Raw genomic sequence first — 18,708 nt, forward strand, 5'->3', positions numbered from 1 at the left:
GGGCGCGAACGCCTCAGGCGTTGACCTTGGAGGCGATGCGGCCGGTGACGTCGGCGGGCTGGATCGCGATGCGGCGGGCGAGCAGGTCGTCGATCTCGGCATCGCCGTAACCGACCTCGGCGAGCAGCGCGCGGGTATGCTCGCCAAGGCGCGGCGCGGGGCCGGCGGCGCGGCCGGGCGTCCTGGAGAGCTGGTTGAACAGCCCGTATTCGCGGACATGGCCGTACATCGACTGGAAATTCTCGATCACCCGGTTGCTGTCGAGCAGCCAGTCGAACCACAAGGCGTCGTCGATCCACAGCGTCTCGCAGACGATCTCGGCCGGGGCGCCGGCCGCGTCGAGCGTCGCGAACGCCTCCTCCTTGCCGCGCGCGGCGAACCAGCCGTCGAGCAGCGCCCTCAGCTCGGCATCGGCACCGTCGCGGTCGCGCACCGTCGGATAGCGCTCGACGAGATCGGGCCGGCCGATCGCGCGGGCCAGCGCGGCGAAGCGATCGTCGGCGCGGCACGAGACGCAGACCCAGCCGTCCTTGGTGCGATAGATGCGGTCGAGCGCGTTGAACCCCTGCTGCTCGGCATCGGCACGCAGGCCATAGACCGGCTTCATGTCGGCATCGAGGAAATGCTCGGAGGTGGTCCACAGGCTCGAATGGAGCTGCGGGCATTCGACATATTCCGCCGCGCCGCCCTTCTGGTCGCGGTTCTCCAGCGCCATCATCACCGCAACGGCGGCGAGGAAGCCGTTGTTGTAATCCTCGTTGCCGAACGCCGAGCGGTTGGGCGTGTTGCCCTTCCCGCCCGTCTCGTAGAGCAGGCCGACCCAGCCGCTGACCAGCGGCGCGAAGCTCTTGAGCAGCGACTTCGGCCCCCTCGATCCATAGCCGGGCAGGTAGAGGTAGATCAGCTTCGGGTTGATCGCCTTCAGCGCCTCGAAGCCGATGCCGAGCTTGTCGGCCTTGCCGGGGCGCAGGTTGTGGGTGACGACATCGGCGGTGGCGACCAGCCGGCGCGCGGCCTCCAGCCCTTCGGGCGTCTTGAGATCGAGCACCACGTCGCGCTTGCCGCGATTGGCCGCGTCGAACACGTCGGGCAGCGGGCGCATCTGGTCGCCGCCCGGCGTCTCGACCTTGATGACGTCCGCGCCGAGATCGTTGAGCAGGCGGCCGCCGAAGCCGACCGCGAAGAAGGAGGAGAAATCCACCACGCGCACCCCCTCCAGCGGGCGGTCGATGTCGCGCACCTTCGGGAACGTGGGCGCCGTGCGCCGCGACAGGTCCGCCAGCGCGTCATTGTCCGCCCCGATCTCCGGCGCGGGCTTCGGCGTGGCACAGGGCGTGTCGGCGAAGCGGATCGCCGGGGCGGCCTGGTGGATCGTGCCGAAATCCTTGTCCGGCAGCGCGATGCGCATCTTCGCGAACTCGACCTGCTCGTCGAGCAGGATCTCGCCCGGCTCCAGCACCGGCAGCGCGGCGACGTCGGCCGCCTGGAACAATTCGATCCACTCGGCGCGCGATTTCTTCCTGAACGCGTCGAATATCTCGACGCGCGCGATCTGATATTCGTCCTCCGTCAGCGGCACCGCCATCTCCGGCCCCTTCACCGCCTGGATGCGATCGCCGAAGCCGAGGATGTCAAACGCCGGCTTGAAGCCGCCCGAGCCGGTGTGGACCTGAAGGAACTTGCCGTCACCGCACTCGAACATGCCGGTGACGAGGCGGACGTTGCCGAAGCGGTCGAGCGCGCCCGAATCGCCCTTCTTGATGTAAGAGATGCCGTCTTCCTGCCACCAGTGGTTCATCGGGCTTTGCGCGAGGAAGGCGTCGAGCAACGAGGCCTCCACCTCCTGCCCCGTGCCGATCGAGCGGCGCGCGCGCACGGCGGCGAGCGCCGAGATCGTCGCGAGGAACGCCTGCCCGTAATGCAGCGCGGGGTGGCCGAGATACATCGGCCCCGGCCGGTGCGAGCTGCCCTTGTCGACCATCGTGCCGAGCCGCGCGGCGGCGAGCGATTCGCCATAGGGCCGGCCCGCCAGCGGCGTGTTCCGGCTGTAGGCGGTGAGCGCGCACGACACGAGCGAGGGGAAATCGCGCTCGAGGCTGGCCGCGTCGAGGCCGAGCGCGCCGGCCTCCGCGTCGGACAGCGAATGGATGATGATATCGGCGCCCTTCAGCAGGCCGCGCAGCTTCTCCGGCTCGGCCGCGATATCGAACTCGACGCTGCGCTTGCCGCGATCCCACCCCTTGCGCGTCAGGTCATGGGCGAAGAAGGTGCCGCCGAGCGGCTCGACCTTCACCACGTCCGCGCCGTGATCGGCCAGCAGCATGGCGGCCATCGCGCCGGGCATGACGGTGGAGGCTTCGACGACGCGCAGGTGCGCGAGCGGTCCGGACATAATTCTCTCCCAAGCGCGTGCCGCAGTCGATCGGCCCGTCGAATCGAAATCTGCACTGATGTGAAAAAAGATTCAACTAATTTTAGACAGCGGTAAAAAATTTTGCATCCGCGAAAACCTGGTGCATGATCGGCGACAAGGGGAGGGAGACGCGCCGTGAGCAAGCCGCAGGAACCGGAAGGCTATGCCAGCCCCGCGATGCTGGAGCGCCGCAAGCGCATCCTCGCACAGGCGCGGGCACTGGTTTCCGAGAAGGGCATCGAGGGGTGGAGCCTCGCCGAGCTGGCCGCGCGCGCCGACGTCTCGCGGCAGACCTTCTATTACGCCTTCGGCGGCAAGGAGGATGTCATCGCCGCCGCGATCCTCGATTATTTCGAGGAATATGAGCGCGTCATCCCGTATCGCGCCGCGCCCGGCAGCATCGACCGGCTGATCGAGCGCATCGTCGCGATCGGCCACCGCAACCTGACGATCCGCAATTACGTCGCGGCGCTCATCACCATCTATTACGGGCGCTCGCCGGAACTGTGGCGGACGATGCACGACGTCTCCTCCCGCCCGCATCAGGCGACGATCGACGCGCTGGCGGCGGCGGGCCAGTTGCAGCCGTGGGTCGATCCGGCCGCGCTCGCCGAGATGATGGTGGGGCAGACGATCCTGATCGCCAACGCCTGGCTGCAGGGGCGCATCGCGGACGACGCGATGATCGACCGCATGGCGCTGGCGGTGCTCACCGAGCTTGCCGGCTCCGCCCGCGAGGAGACACGCGCGCGGACCGAGACGACGATCCGCCGGATCACCGCCGGGGGTGCGGAGGCCTATATCGCGTCGATCTGATCCCGCGCGGCGATCGCGGCGTCGAGGTGCGGCAGCACCGCGCGCATCGCGACCAGCGCCAGCGACGCGCCGCCGATCACCACGATCGCCAGCGACTGCCCGACCATCGCCTCGTTATGGAAGACGTAGGTGGTGATCGCCCCGACGATCGCCGGCCCGGCGCCGAAGCCGACGATGTTGAACACGAACATCAACATGCCGAGCAACTGCCCGCGCAGTCCAGCGGGGGCGAGCAGCGCGATGATCGCCGAGCCATAGACAATGAACGGAACGGTGATGAGCTGGATCAGCGCGTAGCAGGCGAGGAACACGTAAGGATTGGTCGCGAGGAAGGCGTAGATGATCGCGGGCGACAGCGCGACGATCGTCCAGGTGTAGAAACGCAGATGCGCGTCGCGCATCCCGCGCGCGAAAAGCCGGTCGACCACCCGCCCGCACACCACCAGCGCCAGCGCGCCGAAGATGTTCATCGCCGACAGCGCCACGCCGTAGCGCGCCGGCTCCCAGCCGAAATGCCGGTCCATATAGGCGGGCACCCAAGAGGTCAGCGAATAGCCGACCACCGCGAGGCAGGAGAAAGCGAAGGTCGCCGCACCGAGCAGCACGGCATGTTGCTTCAGGAAGGCGCGGAGCGTGCCGGCGGCGACCGTTTCCCGCTTGCCCGCGTCACGGCGCGGCGGCTCGGGAAAGCTGAGCGCGAGGAACATCAGCAGGAAGCCGGGGATGCCGATCAGCGCGAAGGTGATCTGCCAGTAATGCGCCGGGCCGTGGAACGGCCAGTCGATATGGTCGAGCGATTTCGCGAAGGCGATCGCGAACCCGCCGAGGCCGAAGGCGGCGGCCGAGCCGGTCTTGCCCGCCGCCTGGAATACCGAGGTGGCGACCGTCACCTTGTCGCGCGGGAAGGCGTCGCCGATCATCGAATAGGCCGCCGGCAGCAGCGCCGCCTCGCCGATCCCGACGACCACCCGCGCCGCCAGCAGCTCGCCGAAGGTCGCGGCGAACCCGCACGCCAGCGTCGCCAGCGCCCAGATGCCGACGCCGCAGAAGATCACGATGCGCCGCGGGAAGCGATCGGCCGCCCAGCCGAGCGGGATGGCGAACAGCGCATAGGAAAGCGCGAAGGCCGGCCCGAGGATCAGGCTCATCTGGAAATCGGTCAGCGCCATCTGCTGCTTGATCGGCGGCACCAGCATCGACACGGTGAGCCGGTCGAGCCACGCGAAGACGTAGATCAGGAACAGCGCGCCCACCATCCACCACGCCGTCGCCAGCGAGGGGCGCTGCGTCGCTTCGCCCGGCGCGTCTTCCAGCATTCCGGTCGCGACTTCGGTTGCGGTCGTCATCCTCATCCTTCGTGACTTTTCGTTAAATCGATCGGATAAATCCGGGGCGATGCAGCAGTCCCCGATCGAATCGTCCGCCACCGCCGCGCTGAAGCACGCCGCGATGCGGCTGTTCGCCGAGCGCGGGACCGACGGGGTGACGGTGCGCGAAATCGCGCGCGCGGCGGGGCAGCTCAACCACGGCGCGGTCAGCTATCATTTCGGCGGCAAGGACGCGCTGATCCGGGCGATCGTCGCCGACGGCGCGCGGATCATCGACCAGCGCCGCAACGCGCGGCTCGACCTGATCGAGGCGGCCGGCGGGCCGTTCACCATCAGCGAGGTGATCGACACGATCATCTATCCCTCGCTGGCGGTGTTCGGGCCGGACGAGGAGGAATGCTACCTGCGTTTCATCGCGGTGCTCGGCATGACGCGCCGGACATTGTTCGACGAGGCGGTCGGCGAGCGGTGGAACGGCGGCTATCAGCGCTGCCTCGCCCATCTGCGCCGGCTGATGCCGCCGATGCCGGCCGCGCAGGCCAATCAGCGGCTGGTGTTCGTCGGCGCCTATATCGCGCAGATCCTCGCGTTGCGGCAGACCCGCCTGTCCGACACCAGCCGCGCGCACGCGACCTGGCCGAGCGAGAGCACGCTGCGCCACCTCACCCACACCGCCGCCGCCATGCTCGAAGCGCCGGGCTTCGCGGCGACCGGGGCGGGCGAGTAGCGCCACCGGATCAGGCCTTGCCGGCCTGCTGCTTGTTGGCGCTGGCCATGCTCTTGCCGTCGAACCCGCCGGCGAGCGAGCCGGTGACGATCTGGTTATGCGCATGGGCCAGATGGTGCATGTGGAACACCGCGTCCATCGTCGTGCGCTTGCCGCGCGCCTCCTCGACATGGTTGATTGCCTGCTTGCACAGCGCGAGGCCGAAGCGCGGGCGCTGCGCGATCTCCAGCGCGATCTTCTCCACCTCCGCCGCCAGCTCGGCGCGCGGGAAGATGCGGTTGACCATGCCGAACTGATGCGCGCGCGACGCCGGCATCCGTTCGCCCAGCATCAGCAGCTCGCGGGCGATACGCGGCGGCAGCTCGAAGGCGTGAGCGAAATATTCGACGCCGGGGAAGCCCATCCGCACCACCGGGTCCTGGAAGAAGGCGTCGTCGGAGGCGACGATCATGTCGCACACCCAGGCCAGCATCAGCCCGCCGGCGACGCAGGCGCCCTGCACCATCGCGATCATCGGCTTGGGGATTTCCTGCCAGCGGCGGCAGAAGCCGAGATAGACGTCCTGCTCCAGCGCATATTGCGCCTCCGCGCCCTCCAGCCCGAGGTGATCGTACCACAAGAGCTTGCGCTCGCGCGGCATCAGCCGGTCGTATTCCGGGGTGCCGAGATCGTGCCCGGCGGAGAAATGCTTGCCGTTGCCGCCCAGCACGATGACCTTGACCGCATCGTCCTCCACCGCGCGACGGAACGCCTCGTCAAGCTGGCCGAGCAGGCGGTAGTTCTGGCTGTTGGCGTAATCCGGCCGGTTGAGCATGATCCACGCCACGCCCTCGCGCCGCTCATAGGTGATATAGGTCGGGACGTCGCCCGCCTCGCCGGCCGCGAGGGCCGCATTCGCCACGCTGTTTTCCATGAAAATCGCTCTCAACCTGTTTCGCCCTGTGCGCGGGGCAGCCTCATCGTTACACAAAGATGCAAAATTCCACAAGCCGCCGGACACGTCAATTCTATCCTTGCGTGCAGAATTAAGATTGACTTGGCGGAACGCCCCGTGCATCATCGCCGGCCAGGATCAATCGGGAGAATCCGTGAGCACCTCCGCCGCCCCTGATGCCGAAGCCGTCGACGATTTCCGCCGTGAGGTGCGCGCGTGGCTGGGCGCCAATTTCCCGCCAAGCCTGAAGGGCCACCCCGCGCTGCTCAGCGGACATGACGAATTGCACGGCCCGCCGGAGGACCACGCCCGATGGAAGGCCGCCATCGCCGGCAAGGGCTGGGGCGTGCCGACCTGGCCGGTCGAATATGGCGGCGCCGGGCTGAGCGATGAGCAGGCCGACGTCATCGCCGGGGAGATGGAGCGGATCGGCGCGTTCCAGCCGATCATGAGCATGGGGCTGATGATGCTCGGCCCCACCCTGCTCGAATTCGGCAACAAGGAGCAGAAGCGCCGCCACCTGCCGCCGATCGCGCGCAGCGAGATGCAATGGTGCCAGGGCTTCTCGGAACCGGGCGCCGGCTCCGACCTCGCCTCGCTGCGGCTGCGCTGCGAGGATCGCGGCGATCACTGGCTGCTCAACGGGCAGAAGATCTGGACCTCCTATGCCCATCATTCGGACTGGTGCTTCCTGCTCGCCCGCACCGACACCTCGGTCAAGCATCGCGGGATCAGCTTCCTGCTGGTCGACATGGAGACGCCGGGGATCGACGTGCGCCCGATCGAGTTGATCAACGGCATCTCGCATTTTTGCGAGGTGTTCTTCTCCGACGTGCGCGTGCCGAAGGAGAATCTGGTCGGGGAGGTCAACGGCGGCTGGACGATCGGCAAGCGCCTGCTCCAGCACGAGCGCACCGGCCTGTCGCGGCTGCGCGGGGCAAAGGCGCATGTGCTCGATCTCGTCCCGATCGCGCGCCGCTATCAGGAGACGGACGCCGACGGGCGGCTCGCCGACGGCGACCTGCGCGGGCGGCTGGCCGAGCATCTGATGACCGATCACGCCTATCGCCTGACGCTGGAGCGGCGGCGCGACGAGGGTGAGGCGGGGACGAAGCCGACCACGCCGGTCTCCACGCTCAAGAATATCGGCGCGGCGATGGGCCAGCAGCGCGGCGAGCTGGCGGTCGAGCTGGTCGGCCTGAACAGCCTGGGCTGGGCGGGCGACGGCTACAGCGCCGAGGAGCTGGAGCTGACGAGCCAGTGGCTCCATTCCAAATGCTATTCGATCTACGGCGGCAGCCACGAGATCCAGAACAACATCACGGCCCGGCACGAGCTTGGCCTGCCTTCGGACTGAGCGGATATCCCCATGACCCTGGCCCTCACCGAAGAGCAGACGATGATCCGCGACGCCGCCGCCGGCTGGGCGGCGGAGCGCGCGCCGACCACGGCGCTGCGCGCGCTGCGCAAGGAAGCGCTCGCCGCGACTGGCCATGATCCGGCGCTCTATGCCGAGATGGCGGAGATGGGCTGGACCGGCGTTACGATCCCGGAGGCGGAGGGCGGCTTCGGCATGGGCTTCGCCGCCGCCGGCCTGATCGCGGAGCAGCTCGGCCGGACGTTGGTCGCCTCGCCGCTGATCGGCTCCGCCGTGGTCGCGGGCGCTATCCTCGTCATGGCCGGCAGCGCGGAGCAGAAGGCGGCGTGGCTGCCGCGCATCATCGCCGGCGATGCGGTGGTCGCGCTCGCGCTGGATGAGGGGCCGCGCCACGACCCCACCCGCCTCGCGTTCGACGCGCGATGCGAGGGCGCGGATTGGGTGCTCGACGGCGTCAAGCGCCCGGTGTTCGACGGGACGGCCGCCGACGCCTTTATCGTCGCCACGCGCACGCCGGGCGGCCTGTCGCTGTTCCTCTGCCCGGCCGACGGGCCGGGGGTGAGCCGCGCCGCACTGCGCCAGATCGACAGCCGTGGTGCGGCGCTAGTCACCTTCGCCGGCTGCCGGCTCGGTGCCGAGGCGCTGATCGGGGCGGAGGGCAAGGCGGCCGCCGTGCTCGACCGCGCGCTCGACCGGGGCCGCGCGGTGCTCGCCGCCGAGATGCTCGGCAGCGCGCAGGCCGCGTTCGACGCGACGATCGACTATCTGCGCACCCGCGTGCAGTTCGACAAGCCGATCGGCGCGTTCCAGGCGCTCCAGCACCGCGCCGCCGAGCTGCTCGCCGAGCTGGAGCTGACCCGCTCGGCGGTGCGCGCCGCGCTCGCCGCGATCGATGCGGGCGACGCCGACGAGGCGCGCCTCGCCTCGCTCGCCAAGGCGCTGGCCGGCCGGACGCTGCGCAAGGTCGCGCAGGAGATGGTCCAGATGCACGGCGGCATCGGCATGACCGACGAGCATGACGCCGGCCTCTACCTCAAGCGCGCGCAGGCGGCGGACATGACATGGGGCAACGCCGCCTTCCATCGCGACCGCTATGCGCGGCTATCCGGATTCTGATCTATCACGATGGTGCAGATTCCGGTTGGCCTTGTCCCTGAACCATGACACTTAAGGCCGATGCTGGATCAGGACGACATCGCGGGAACCGGACAGGAAGCCGCCGCGGCCAGCGCGGGCAATGCGCGATCCGCCGGCTATTCCAGCCCCTCGATCGTCGCCCGCCGCCACCGCATCCTCGACGAGACGCGCCGGATGATCGGCGAGGTCGGGCTGACCAATCTCAGCATGGACGACGTGGCGAAGCGCGCGAACGTCGCCAAGCGCACGCTCTACAACGCGTTCCAGAGCAAGGAGCATCTCGTCGCCTCCGCGATCAGCAAATATATGGAGGCTTACGAGCGCAAGATCCATTATTCCAAAGAGGACGCCACGCTCGACTGGATGCTCGAGCGCCTCGTCATCGTCGCGCGCCGCAACCTGGAAATCCGCAACTACACCCGCGCGCTGATGAACATCTATCATCTCGCCGAGGTGGACCCGGAGATCCGCCAGGCGATCCACGACATCGCCGCCCATTCGCACGAGCCGTGGATACGCCGGCTGGCGGCGAAGCGGCAGCTCCAGCCATGGGTCGATCCCGACGATCTCACCTCGATGCTGGTGCGCTATCGCTACGCCACCGCCCACGCCTGGACGGAGGGCGAGATTCCCGACGAGAACATGGTGGTGGAGGTGGTGCGCGGCTTCCTGACGGTGATGGCGGGCGCGACGCGCGGGGCGGCGCGCAAGGAGATCGTCGACGCGCTGAACACGCTCGACCAGCATCCGTTGATGAAGGAGCATTTCGCCGGGATGAGGAAGAAGAAGGGCTGAAGGGGCGCGCTCCGATCAGGCGTCGGTCCTGACCCACACCCCCTTGGTCTCGAGATAGCTTTCGACATGGTCGAAGCCGCCCTCGCGACCGCTGCCGCTCATCTTGTAGCCGCCGAACGGCACGCCGGGGTCCATCGTGTGATAATGGTTGATCCAGATCGTGCCCGCGCGCACCCGCCGCGCCACCGTCATCGCGCGCGAGATGTCGCGGGTCCACACCGCGCCGGCCAACCCGAACTGCGTGGCGTTGGCGCGGGCGATGACCTCCTCCATCGTATCGAACGGCATGACGCAGCCGACCGGCCCGAAAATCTCCTCGCGCGCGACGCGCATGTCATCGTGGACGTTGCCCAGCACGGTCGGCGCGACATAGAAGCCGCGGGCGAGATCGCCCTCGTCCAGCGCCGATCCGCCGAGCAGGATGCTCGCCCCCTCGCGCGGCGCGAGATCGAGATAGCCGCACACCCGCTCGAACTGCACGTCCGACACGATCGGGCCGACCTGCGTCGCCGGATCGAGCGAATGGCCGATGACATAGTGCCGCCCGACCTCGGCAAGCCGCGCGACGAATTCGTCGTGGATCGCGCGCTCGACGAAGATGCGCGATCCGGCGCTGCACACCTGCCCGCTGTTGTTGAAGATCGCGCTAGCCGCCATCGGCACGGCGAGATCGAGATTGGCGTCGGCGAAGATGATGTTGGGCGATTTGCCGCCCAGCTCCATCGTCACCTTCTTCACCGTGGCGGCGCTGGCGGCGATGATCTTCTGCCCCGTGCCGCACGAGCCGGTGAAGCTGATCTTGTCGACGTCGGGATGCGCGGAGAGCGCCGCGCCCGCGCCGCCGTGGCCAGTCATGACATTGACCACGCCCGGCGGAATCCCCGCCTCCAGGCACAGTTCGGCGAAGCGCAACGGGGTCAGCGAGCCGCGTTCCGAGGGCTTGAGCACGATCGTGCAGCCCGCCGCCAGCGCCGGCGCGCATTTCCACACCGCGGAGAAGATCGGCCCGTTCCACGGGATGATGACGCCGACCACCCCGACCGGCTCCTTGAGCGTCATGCTCATCAGCTCGACCGGTGCGGAATTCTCCAGCGTATAGCCGTGGATCGCCGTGGCGAGGCCGGCGAAGTGGCGCAGCGCGCGGACGATGATCGAGCGGATCGCCTTCGACGGGGTGATCGGCCGCCCCATCTCCAGCGTGTCGGCCAGCGCGAGATCGTCGAACTCGCGCTCGATCAGGTCGGCGAGCCTGAGCAGGACAAGCTGGCGGTCGGCGGCCTTGAACCTGCTCCACGGCCCCTCGAATGCGGCGCGCGCGCTGGCGACGGCGCGGTCGATATCCCGCGCGTCGCCCTCCGCGATCTGTGCGATCGCCTTGCCGGTGCACGGATCGATCGCGTCGAACCACTGGCCGCCCGACGGCTCGACCTTCTTGCCGTCGATCAGCAGCAGGTTGCGGCCGGCATCGAATTGCGGGGGTAGTGCGGCGGAAAAGTCATTCATCGGATCAGTCCCTGACGGCGGCGAGGCGGCGCAGTTGCGCGCGGCCCTGCGCGAAGAGAATGGCGGAGATGGAAAGCACGATCGCTACCAGCAGGATCAGCGAGGTGCCGATCTTCAGCGGATCGCCCAGCACCTTGTCGGTGAAGAAGCCGACGAGAAACGTGCCCAGCGCCATGCCGATCAGCCCCGTGACCAGCACGAAGATGGCGGAGACGCGACCGCGCAGCTCGGGGGGCGTCACCACCTGCGTCGCGGCGGGGCCCATGGAGGCGGTGGAGAGGATGAATAGCATATATCCGCCGAACAGCGCGACGGTCAGCACCGGATTGCCGACGAGGAAGGCGCAGATCGCCAGCGGCGCCGCGACCAGCAGGGTCATCAGGCACCACAGGATATGCGCGTCGCGCCGGCCGCGCGAGAACATGCGGTCCACCGCCCAGCCGTGCAGCGGCAGGCTCGCCGCCGGGACGATCTGCGCGATGCCCATCGTCAGGCCGATCTGCGTCGGCGTCCAGCCGTGGACGCGGATGAGATAGGTCGGCGTCCACAATTGCAGCGCGATCGTCACCGTATAGACGAGGCCGATCCCCAGGATGATCGCGGCGAAGGCGCGGCGGTTGGCGAGGATGAAGCGCAGCGCCTCGCCATAGCCGCCGCCCGCCGGCACGCCGGCCGCGCGCTGGCGCGGCGGTTCCGGGAACAGCAGGATCAGCAGCGCGGTGGCGACGCCGGGGATGCCGGTGATCAGGAACGCCTGCTGCCACGGGGCGAAATGGCCGATCAGCGGCCAGCCGGCGGTCGCACCCTTCAGCACCGCGCCGACCAGCGGGCCGCCGAGCAGGAAGACGATGCCCGCGCCCATCACCCCGCCCATCACGAAGATCGACATGGCGAGCGACAGCCGCTCCGGCGGGAAGCTGTCGCCGATGATCGAATAGGCGCCGGTGGTGTAGCCCGCCTCGCCCGCGCCGACCAGCGAGCGGCCCAGCGCCAGCGCGGCGAACGTGCCGGCCAGCCCGCAAAAGGCCGCGCCCGAGCTCCACAGCACGACGCAGCCGAACAGCACCCAGCGCCGGCTGGAGCGATCGAGCAGCAGCCCGACGGGGATCGCGCAGATGCTGTAGAGCACGGCGAAGGCCGGCCCCTGCAACAGGCTGACCTGAAGGTCCGACAGGCCGAGGTCCGCCTTGATCGGCTCGACCATCAGCGCCATCAGATAGCGATCCGCCAGCGAGCGGATATAGAGGACGAACAGGATCGCCACGGTCAGCCACGCGATCCGCGCGGGGGGATAGCGCAGGCCGGTCATGCCTCGTCGTCCTTCTTCACGCGGGCCGGGTCGAACACCGGCCGGTCGAGCTTGAACTGGTCGGTGGTGCGGACATACCAGCCCGCGCCGTGGGTCCGCCCGATCAGCCCCATCGCGGGGGTGTCGAGATAGAGCTTCCCGGGATCGCTGATGAACGCATCGGCGATATGCGCGACGAGGATCTCGCCGATCATCACTGTCTGGTGTGTGCCGATGTCCAGCGCGGCGACCTTGCGGCATTCGAAGCTGACCGGGCTGGTCGCGACGCGCGGCGGCCGCACCGCCTCCGACGGCATTGTCTCGATCCCGGCATAGTCGATCTCGCTCACCTCGCGCGGAGCGTCGACGCTGGAGAGGTTCATCTTTTCCGCATCGCCCTCGCAGACGAGGTTCACGACGAACTCCCCCGTATCGATGATGTTGGTCGCGGTGTCCTTGAGCTGGCGGGTGCGCAGGTCCTTGAGCAGGCCGAGCACGACCAGCGGCGGCTCCACCCCGCAGACGTTGAAGAAGCTGTACGGCGCGGCATTGACCACGCCGCCCTTCGACATGGTCGTCACCCAGGCGATCGGCCGCGGCGTGACGGTGGAGTTGAGTATCTTGTAGCGCGCCGCCAGCGGCAGCTCGCGCAGGTCGTAGCGCATGGGGTCAGCCCTTCCTCGCGGCCGATCGAGCGGCAAAGCCCTCGCGGGCGCGGATCGCCTCCTCGCCGGACTGGAGCTGGTGGCAATAGGCCAGCTCCAGCGCGTGCGCATTCTCCAGGCTGGCGGTTTCGGAGGCGTGGATCAGCCGCTTGCTCAGCTCGGTCGCATGGCGGTTGCCGTCGCCGACGCCGCGCGCGAAGGCCAGCGCCTCCGCCACCACCGCACCGTCCGGCACGATGCGGCTGACGAGGCCGAGCCGCGTGGCTTCCTCGACCGGCACGGCCCGTCCCGAATAGACGATCTCGGACGCGATCCGCCGTCCCGCCGCGCGCGTCAGATACCAGGAGACGCCGCCGTCCGGCACCAGCCCGTAGCGCACGAACGGCGCGCCGAACGAGGCCGAGGCCCCGGCGATCAGCACGTCGCAGGCGAGCGCGATGCCCCAGGCGACGCCCCATGCGCCGCCCTCCACCGCCGCGATCGTCGGCACCGGCAGCGCGGAGAGCCGGCGGATCGCCCGCTGGCCAAGCTCCAGCCGGGCAGCGAGGTTCATCGCCCCCTCGCCGCGCGCCGGCGGGTTCTTCATGTCGCCGCCGTTGCTGAACCAGCCTTCCGCGCCGCAGATCACCAGCGCGCGCGGCGGCGTGCCCGCCTCGATCTCCGTCAACAGGCCGGCGAAGGCCTCCCACATCGCGAACGAGACGGTGTTCTTCGCGCGCGGCCGATTGAGCGTGACGAGGATCACCCCGTCATCGCCACGCTCGACCAGCAGGTCGTCGGTCCGTTCCTCCGCCATGTTATTTCTTCGGCGCGGTTTCGCGCGCGCGCTGGCGGATATAGTGGCGCAATCCCTCCAGCTCCTCGTCGCTCAGGTTGGCGAAGCGGCCCATCCCGCGATCCATCAGTGCGCCCTCATGGACGATGCTGTAGAAGGCGTCCTTGTCGAGCGGCACCGCCGACTTGCGCAGGTCCGGCGCGGCGCCGCCGGCGATCATCCCGCCGCCGTGGCAGATCACGCAGCTCGTGTTGTAGATCGCCGCGCCGATCGCCGCCTTCTTCGGATCGACCACGAAGGCGGGATCGTCGGCGATCTCCTCCGTCACCGGCTCGAACTTCGGCAGGCTGGCGGTGCCACCGATGCGGAAGGTCAGCACGCGGCGATGCTGCTGGCGGTAATCCCAGTTGGGCTTGTTGGCGAAGCTGGAGCGGAAGCTGGCGAGCACGGTGACATATTGCACGCCGTCCACCAGATAGCTGATCGGCGCGGAAAGGATGCCGTTCTGCGCGAAGAAGCTCCACAGCTTCGTCCCGTCGCTGGCGCGATAGGCGATGAGGTCGCCGGTGTTGACGCCCTGGAAGATCACATTGCCGCCGGTCGCCAGCACCCCGCCGTTGAACGTGCCCGGCTGCGGGATCGACCATGCCTTGCGCTGCTTCGCCGCGTCCCACGCAACGAGGAAGCTCCTGGACGGCGGCACCGTAATGTCCGGCGGTGGCGCGCCCAGCCCGGTGTTGACGAACATCCCGTTGTGGACCTTCCACGTCTTGAGATCGGGATCGATATGGACGCGCCCGCCCTCCATCACCGGGATATAGGTGAGGCCGGTTTTCGGATCGTGCGCCATCGCCTGCACGCCATGCGCGCCGTTCGGGAAGGGATAGAGGACGAACGGCTTGCCGTTCGGATAGCGCGCCTCGGGATTCTCGACCGGGCGGCCGGTCGCCATGTCGATCCTGTCGGCCCAGTTGACATGCGCGAACTTCTCGGCGGAGAGCAGCTTCCCGGTCTCGCGATCGATCACATAATAGAAGCCGTTCTTCGGCGCGTGGAGGATCACCGGGCGCTTGCGGCCATCGACGACCAGATCGGTCAGCTCGATGTCCATCGCGTTGTTGAAGTCCCACGTGTCGCCGGGGTTGGTCTGGTAATGCCAGGCGTGCTTCCCGGTCTTCGCATCGAGCGCGACGACCGAGGCGAGATAGAGATTGTCGCCGCCGCCGGGCGAGCGGATCTTCTCGTTCCACGGGAAGCCGTTGCCGGTGCCGATATAGATGCGGTCGTATTTCGCGTCATAGGCCATCGCCTGATAGACCGCGCCGCCGCCGCCGAACTTCCACCATTCGCCGGTCCAGGTGGAGGCCGCCTTCTGCGTCGTCTCGTCATGATCGACCGCCGGGTTGCCGGGGACGACATACCAGCGCCACGCCTTCTTGCCGGTATTGAGATCGTAGGCGGTGACATAGCCGCGCACCGGCGAGTAATCCGCGCCGCCGAAGCCGATCACCACCTTGTCGCCGGCGACGAAGGGCGGGCCGGTGATATAGCCGCCGGGCGCCTCGTCGAGCGTCTCGACGCTCCACAGCAGCTTGCCGTCCCTCGCATCGACCGCGATCAAACGGCCGTCGCGCGTCCCGGTGAACACCTTGCCATCACGATAGGCGATGCCGCGAATGCCCCAGCCGGCGCGCATCCGGGTCTGCGCGCCCGGCGATTCCGCCACCTTCGGATCATATTGCCATAGCAGCTTGCCGGTCTTCGCGTCGAGCGCATGGATCACGCTGTTGCCGGCGGCGAAATAGAGCACGCCGTTCACCGCCAGCGGCGCGGTATAGGCGTCGAACGTGTCGATGTCGTAATACCAGGCGAGGCCGAGCCGGCCGACGTTGGCATCGGTGATCTGGGTCAATGGGCTGTAATGCTGCTCGCTGTCGTCGCCGCCGAAGCTGAACCAGTCGCGCCCCTCGACCGGGCCGCCGCCAGGGGCCGCCCCGCTCTGTGCCGCCACGGCCGCCAGCAACGCGGCGGCGCCCGCCAGAAGCGTGGCGCGCCCAAGAAAACTGCCCATCTGCACCTTCCCGAACTATGATTGCCGGGCGCGTGTTCGCGCTCCGCATAAATGCACGATGGTGCAATTTTCGCGTGAAGTCAACACGGCCCCATGCTATGCGGACGCGCGGTTTCGGGGCGGGTCGGACACAACCGCCGCCGTGCGGAAAGGACATAGGGGATGAGCCGAATCGATCGCAGGACGGCGCTGGCCGGCACCATGGCGGCGGGGGGTTTCGCGGCGGCAAGCGGCGCCGCGCGCGCCGCGCCGGGGAAGGCGGCCCCCAGCTCCGCCGCGCAGCTCGACATGCTGCTGTCGCGGGCGCAGATCGAGGAGGTGCTGATGCAATATGCGCGCGGCAACGATCATGCCGACGAAGCGATGATCCGCGACTGCTTCTGGCCGGAATCCACCCACAAGCACGGCGGCTTCGACGGGCGTTCGCAGGATTTCGTCGGCTTCGCGATGAAGATCCTGACGAAGCTCAAATATTGCGCGCACCACATCTCGAACGTCTCGATCCAGGTGAAGGGCGACCGCGCGTTCAGCGAATGCTATTATTTCGCGCACCACCGCCGCGAGACCAAGGACGGGACGGGCGAGGAGGACGCCTTCTTCGAGGGGCGCTACCTCGATTTCCTCGAACGGCGCGGCGGCGTGTGGAAGATCATCCGCCGGCGCGGCCTGTCCGACTATACCGCCGATCCGATCCCCGCGAACACGCCGTTCGCCGCGTGGCCGGCGGGCACGCATACCGAGCGCAACCATGACGACGAATGGTATCGGATGCTCACGCAGTTCGATGCGTCGTAGCGACGTCGCCGCTCACTGCCCCCGGTCGTCGGCCGGGGGCTTGTGCACCGGCGCGGCCTGCGTCTCCCGCGCGCGCTGGCGGAGATAGTTCATGATCGCGCGCAACTCGCGGTCGGAAAGCTCGCCGAACTTCGGCATCCCGCGCGACACCAGGATTCCGCCGCGCACCACCTGCTCGAAGCCCGCGAAGTCGAGCGGCACCGGCGAGCGGCGCAGGTCCGGTGCCGCGCCGCCGGACAGCGCATTCGCGCCATGGCAGGTCGCGCAACGCTCGGCATAAGGCTCCGCCCCCTCCTTCGCCAGCGCGGCGTCAAACGGGAAGGCGTGGTCGTCGGGGAAGGAACGGTCCACCGGCGGCGGCGCGGGCAATCTGTCCTTGCCGTCCAGCGCGAAGGCGAGCACGCGCCAGCCACGCTCGCGATAGTCCCATTCCGGGCCGTAGCCCTGCGCGGTGGGGAAGCGCGATCCGGCGATGACGGCGATATATTGCTTGCCGCGCGCGCGATAGGTGATCGGCTGCGCCATCACCGCGGTCTGCGCGTCGAACGACCAGAGCTGCCGCCCGGTGTCGGCCGCGAGGATGGTGAACTGCCCGCTGCCGCGCCCCTCGATCAGCAGGTTGCCGGCGGTGGTCGCGGTGCCGCCGCCGCCGCGCACGCCCTGCAACGGGATGCGCCACGCCTCGCGCTGCTTAACCGGGTCCCACGCGAGCAGGAACGAGGTCGGCGTGCGCGGCTTGAGATCGGGCGGGGCCACGCCAATGCCGTTGCTGATCCGCTGGCCGGAAAGGAACTTCCAGTCGGCGAGCCTGCCCGGCGGATCGACATAGACCCGCCCCTGATCCATCGCCGGGATATAGGCGAGCCCGGTCGCCGGGTTGAAGCTCATCGCCTCGATATTGTGCGCCCCGAACGGCGAGGGATAGACGATCGCCGCCTTTCCGCCGGGGAAGCGCGCGGCGGGATTCTCGATCGGGCGGCCGGTCTTGGGATCGATGCCCTTCGCCCAGTTCACCGGCACGTAGTTCTTCGCCGAGATCAGCTTCCCGTCGCGCCGGTCGATCACGTAGAAGAAGCCGTTCTTCGGCGCGTGGAGGATCACCGGACGCGTCTCGCCGCCGATCTTCAGGTCGGCCAGCTCGATATCCATGTCGGAATTGAAGTCCCAGGTCTCGCCGGGATTGGTCTGGTAGTGCCAGATATAGTCGCCGGTGTCGGCGTCCAGCGCGACGATCGAGCAGACGAACAGATTGTCGCCGCCGCCCGGCGAGCGGATCTTCCGGTTCCACGGCGTGCCGTTGCCGGTGCCGATATAGAGCCGGTTCAATTCGGGGTCATAGGCCATGGCGTTCCACACCGTGGCCCCGCCGCCATATTTCCACCATTCGCCGGTCCAGGTCTTCGCGGCCATCGCCATGGCCTTGTTCTCGAAGTCCTGCTTCGGGTCGCCCGGCACGGTGTAGAAGCGCCACGCCTGCTTGCCGCTCGCCTGTTCGTAGGCGGTGACATAGCCGCGCACCGGCGCGTAATCCGCGCCGCCGTGGCCGACGACCACCTTGTCCTTGTAGACCCACGGCGCGCCGGAGATGTAGCGCCCGTCGTTCGGCCCCTCGGTGGTCTGCACCTCCCAGTCGAGCTTGCCGGTCTTTGCGTCGAGCGCGATCAGCCGGCCGTCCATCGTGCCGGTGAAGATGCGGCCATTGGCGTAAGCGATGCCCCGGCTGCCCCATGCGCCGCGCAACTTGTCCCCCGCCTGCTCGCGGGCGTGGGAATCATAGGTCCACAGAAGCTTGCCCGTCGCCGCGTCAAGCGCGTGGACGAAGCTCGCCCCGGCGGCGAAATACAGCACGCCATCGACCGCGACCGGCGCGGTGAGGCTCGATCCGCCAATGTCGATATCATAATGCCACGCGAGGCCGAGCCGCCCGACATTGCCGGCGTTGATCTCGTCGAGCGGGCTGTAATGCGTCGTGCCCGGCCCGTCGTAATCCGGCCAGTCGTCGCCATTCGGCCCCTTCGGGCCGTGGCCGCATCCGGCCAGCGCGAGCGCGAGGGCCGAAGCCAGTGCAAGACGCCGCATCACC

General features: G+C 68.4%; 15 protein-coding genes. 6 read left to right on the forward strand and 9 right to left on the reverse strand.

What is annotated here, in order from left to right; translation table 11 throughout:
• Positions 1 to 13: 13 nt before the first annotated feature.
• A complete protein-coding gene (locus F9288_RS03605; RefSeq protein ID WP_174835305.1) occupies positions 14 to 2,392 on the reverse strand; it encodes a CoA transferase in 2,379 nt (792 codons plus the stop codon).
• Positions 2,393 to 2,548: 156 nt separating this feature from the next.
• Between F9288_RS03605 and F9288_RS03610 the strand changes: the two genes are divergently transcribed.
• Positions 2,549 to 3,229, forward strand: a complete 681-nt coding sequence (locus F9288_RS03610; RefSeq protein WP_174835306.1) for a TetR/AcrR family transcriptional regulator — start codon at positions 2,549 to 2,551, stop codon at positions 3,227 to 3,229.
• Here F9288_RS03610 and F9288_RS03615 read toward each other — a convergent pair.
• A complete protein-coding gene (locus F9288_RS03615; protein WP_254621062.1) occupies positions 3,211 to 4,575 on the reverse strand; it encodes an MFS transporter in 1,365 nt (454 codons plus the stop codon). The two genes, F9288_RS03610 and F9288_RS03615, sit on opposite strands and share 19 nt — an antisense overlap.
• Before the next feature lie 49 nt (positions 4,576 to 4,624).
• On the opposite strand from F9288_RS03615, the gene F9288_RS03620 reads away from it, so the two are divergent.
• On the forward strand, positions 4,625 to 5,284 hold the full coding sequence (locus F9288_RS03620) for a TetR/AcrR family transcriptional regulator (RefSeq protein ID WP_174835307.1): 660 nt from the start codon (positions 4,625 to 4,627) through the stop codon (positions 5,282 to 5,284).
• Positions 5,285 to 5,294: 10 nt separating this feature from the next.
• Here F9288_RS03620 and F9288_RS03625 read toward each other — a convergent pair whose 3' ends face one another.
• Positions 5,295 to 6,185: an enoyl-CoA hydratase gene (locus F9288_RS03625; RefSeq protein WP_254621063.1), complete on the reverse strand. Its 891-nt coding sequence runs from the start codon at positions 6,183 to 6,185 to the stop codon at positions 5,295 to 5,297.
• 187 nt (positions 6,186 to 6,372) lie between these two features.
• On the opposite strand from F9288_RS03625, the gene F9288_RS03630 reads away from it, so the two are divergent.
• From F9288_RS03630 to F9288_RS03640, 3 genes are read left to right on the forward strand one after another with little or no spacing between them, the layout of a single operon-like run.
• Positions 6,373 to 7,575, forward strand: a complete 1,203-nt coding sequence (locus F9288_RS03630; protein WP_254621064.1) for an acyl-CoA dehydrogenase family protein — start codon at positions 6,373 to 6,375, stop codon at positions 7,573 to 7,575.
• Positions 7,576 to 7,587: 12 nt separating this feature from the next.
• Positions 7,588 to 8,712, forward strand: coding sequence for an acyl-CoA dehydrogenase family protein (locus tag F9288_RS03635; protein WP_174835310.1), 1,125 nt, complete (start codon positions 7,588 to 7,590; stop codon positions 8,710 to 8,712).
• A 60-nt stretch (positions 8,713 to 8,772) separates the two neighbouring features.
• Positions 8,773 to 9,528 carry a TetR/AcrR family transcriptional regulator gene (locus tag F9288_RS03640; RefSeq protein WP_174835311.1) on the forward strand — a complete coding sequence of 252 codons (756 nt, stop codon included), beginning with the start codon at positions 8,773 to 8,775 and terminating at the stop codon, positions 9,526 to 9,528.
• A 15-nt stretch (positions 9,529 to 9,543) separates the two neighbouring features.
• Here the strand turns inward: F9288_RS03640 and F9288_RS03645 are convergent, their stop codons facing one another.
• The 5 genes from F9288_RS03645 to F9288_RS03665 are packed head-to-tail and all read right to left on the reverse strand — an operon-like array spanning position 9,544 to position 15,830.
• Positions 9,544 to 11,031 carry an aldehyde dehydrogenase gene (locus F9288_RS03645; RefSeq protein ID WP_174835312.1) on the reverse strand — a complete coding sequence of 496 codons (1,488 nt, stop codon included), beginning with the start codon at positions 11,029 to 11,031 and terminating at the stop codon, positions 9,544 to 9,546.
• Positions 11,032 to 11,035: 4 nt separating this feature from the next.
• On the reverse strand, positions 11,036 to 12,340 hold the full coding sequence (locus tag F9288_RS03650; RefSeq protein WP_254621065.1) for an MFS transporter: 1,305 nt from the start codon (positions 12,338 to 12,340) through the stop codon (positions 11,036 to 11,038).
• Positions 12,337 to 12,984, reverse strand: coding sequence for a flavin reductase family protein (locus F9288_RS03655; RefSeq protein WP_174835313.1), 648 nt, complete (start codon positions 12,982 to 12,984; stop codon positions 12,337 to 12,339). Before F9288_RS03655 ends, F9288_RS03650 begins: the two co-directional genes overlap by 4 nt.
• A gap of 4 nt (positions 12,985 to 12,988) precedes the next feature.
• Entirely contained in the window at positions 12,989 to 13,780 is a 792-nt protein-coding gene (locus tag F9288_RS03660) for an enoyl-CoA hydratase/isomerase family protein (RefSeq protein ID WP_174835314.1), read from the reverse strand.
• A 1-nt stretch (position 13,781) separates the two neighbouring features.
• On the reverse strand, positions 13,782 to 15,830 hold the full coding sequence (locus F9288_RS03665; protein ID WP_174835315.1) for a PQQ-dependent dehydrogenase, methanol/ethanol family: 2,049 nt from the start codon (positions 15,828 to 15,830) through the stop codon (positions 13,782 to 13,784).
• Positions 15,831 to 15,992: 162 nt separating this feature from the next.
• Between F9288_RS03665 and F9288_RS03670 the strand changes: the two genes are divergently transcribed.
• Complete coding sequence (locus F9288_RS03670; RefSeq protein WP_174835316.1) at positions 15,993 to 16,625, forward strand: nuclear transport factor 2 family protein; 633 nt, start codon at positions 15,993 to 15,995, stop codon at positions 16,623 to 16,625.
• Positions 16,626 to 16,637: 12 nt separating this feature from the next.
• Here the strand turns inward: F9288_RS03670 and F9288_RS03675 are convergent, their stop codons facing one another.
• On the reverse strand, positions 16,638 to 18,704 hold the full coding sequence (locus tag F9288_RS03675) for a PQQ-dependent dehydrogenase, methanol/ethanol family (RefSeq protein WP_174835317.1): 2,067 nt from the start codon (positions 18,702 to 18,704) through the stop codon (positions 16,638 to 16,640).
• Positions 18,705 to 18,708 lie beyond the last annotated feature (4 nt).

This window comes from Sphingomonas sp. CL5.1 (genome assembly GCF_013344685.1).
Classification (GTDB): domain Bacteria; phylum Pseudomonadota; class Alphaproteobacteria; order Sphingomonadales; family Sphingomonadaceae; genus Sphingomonas.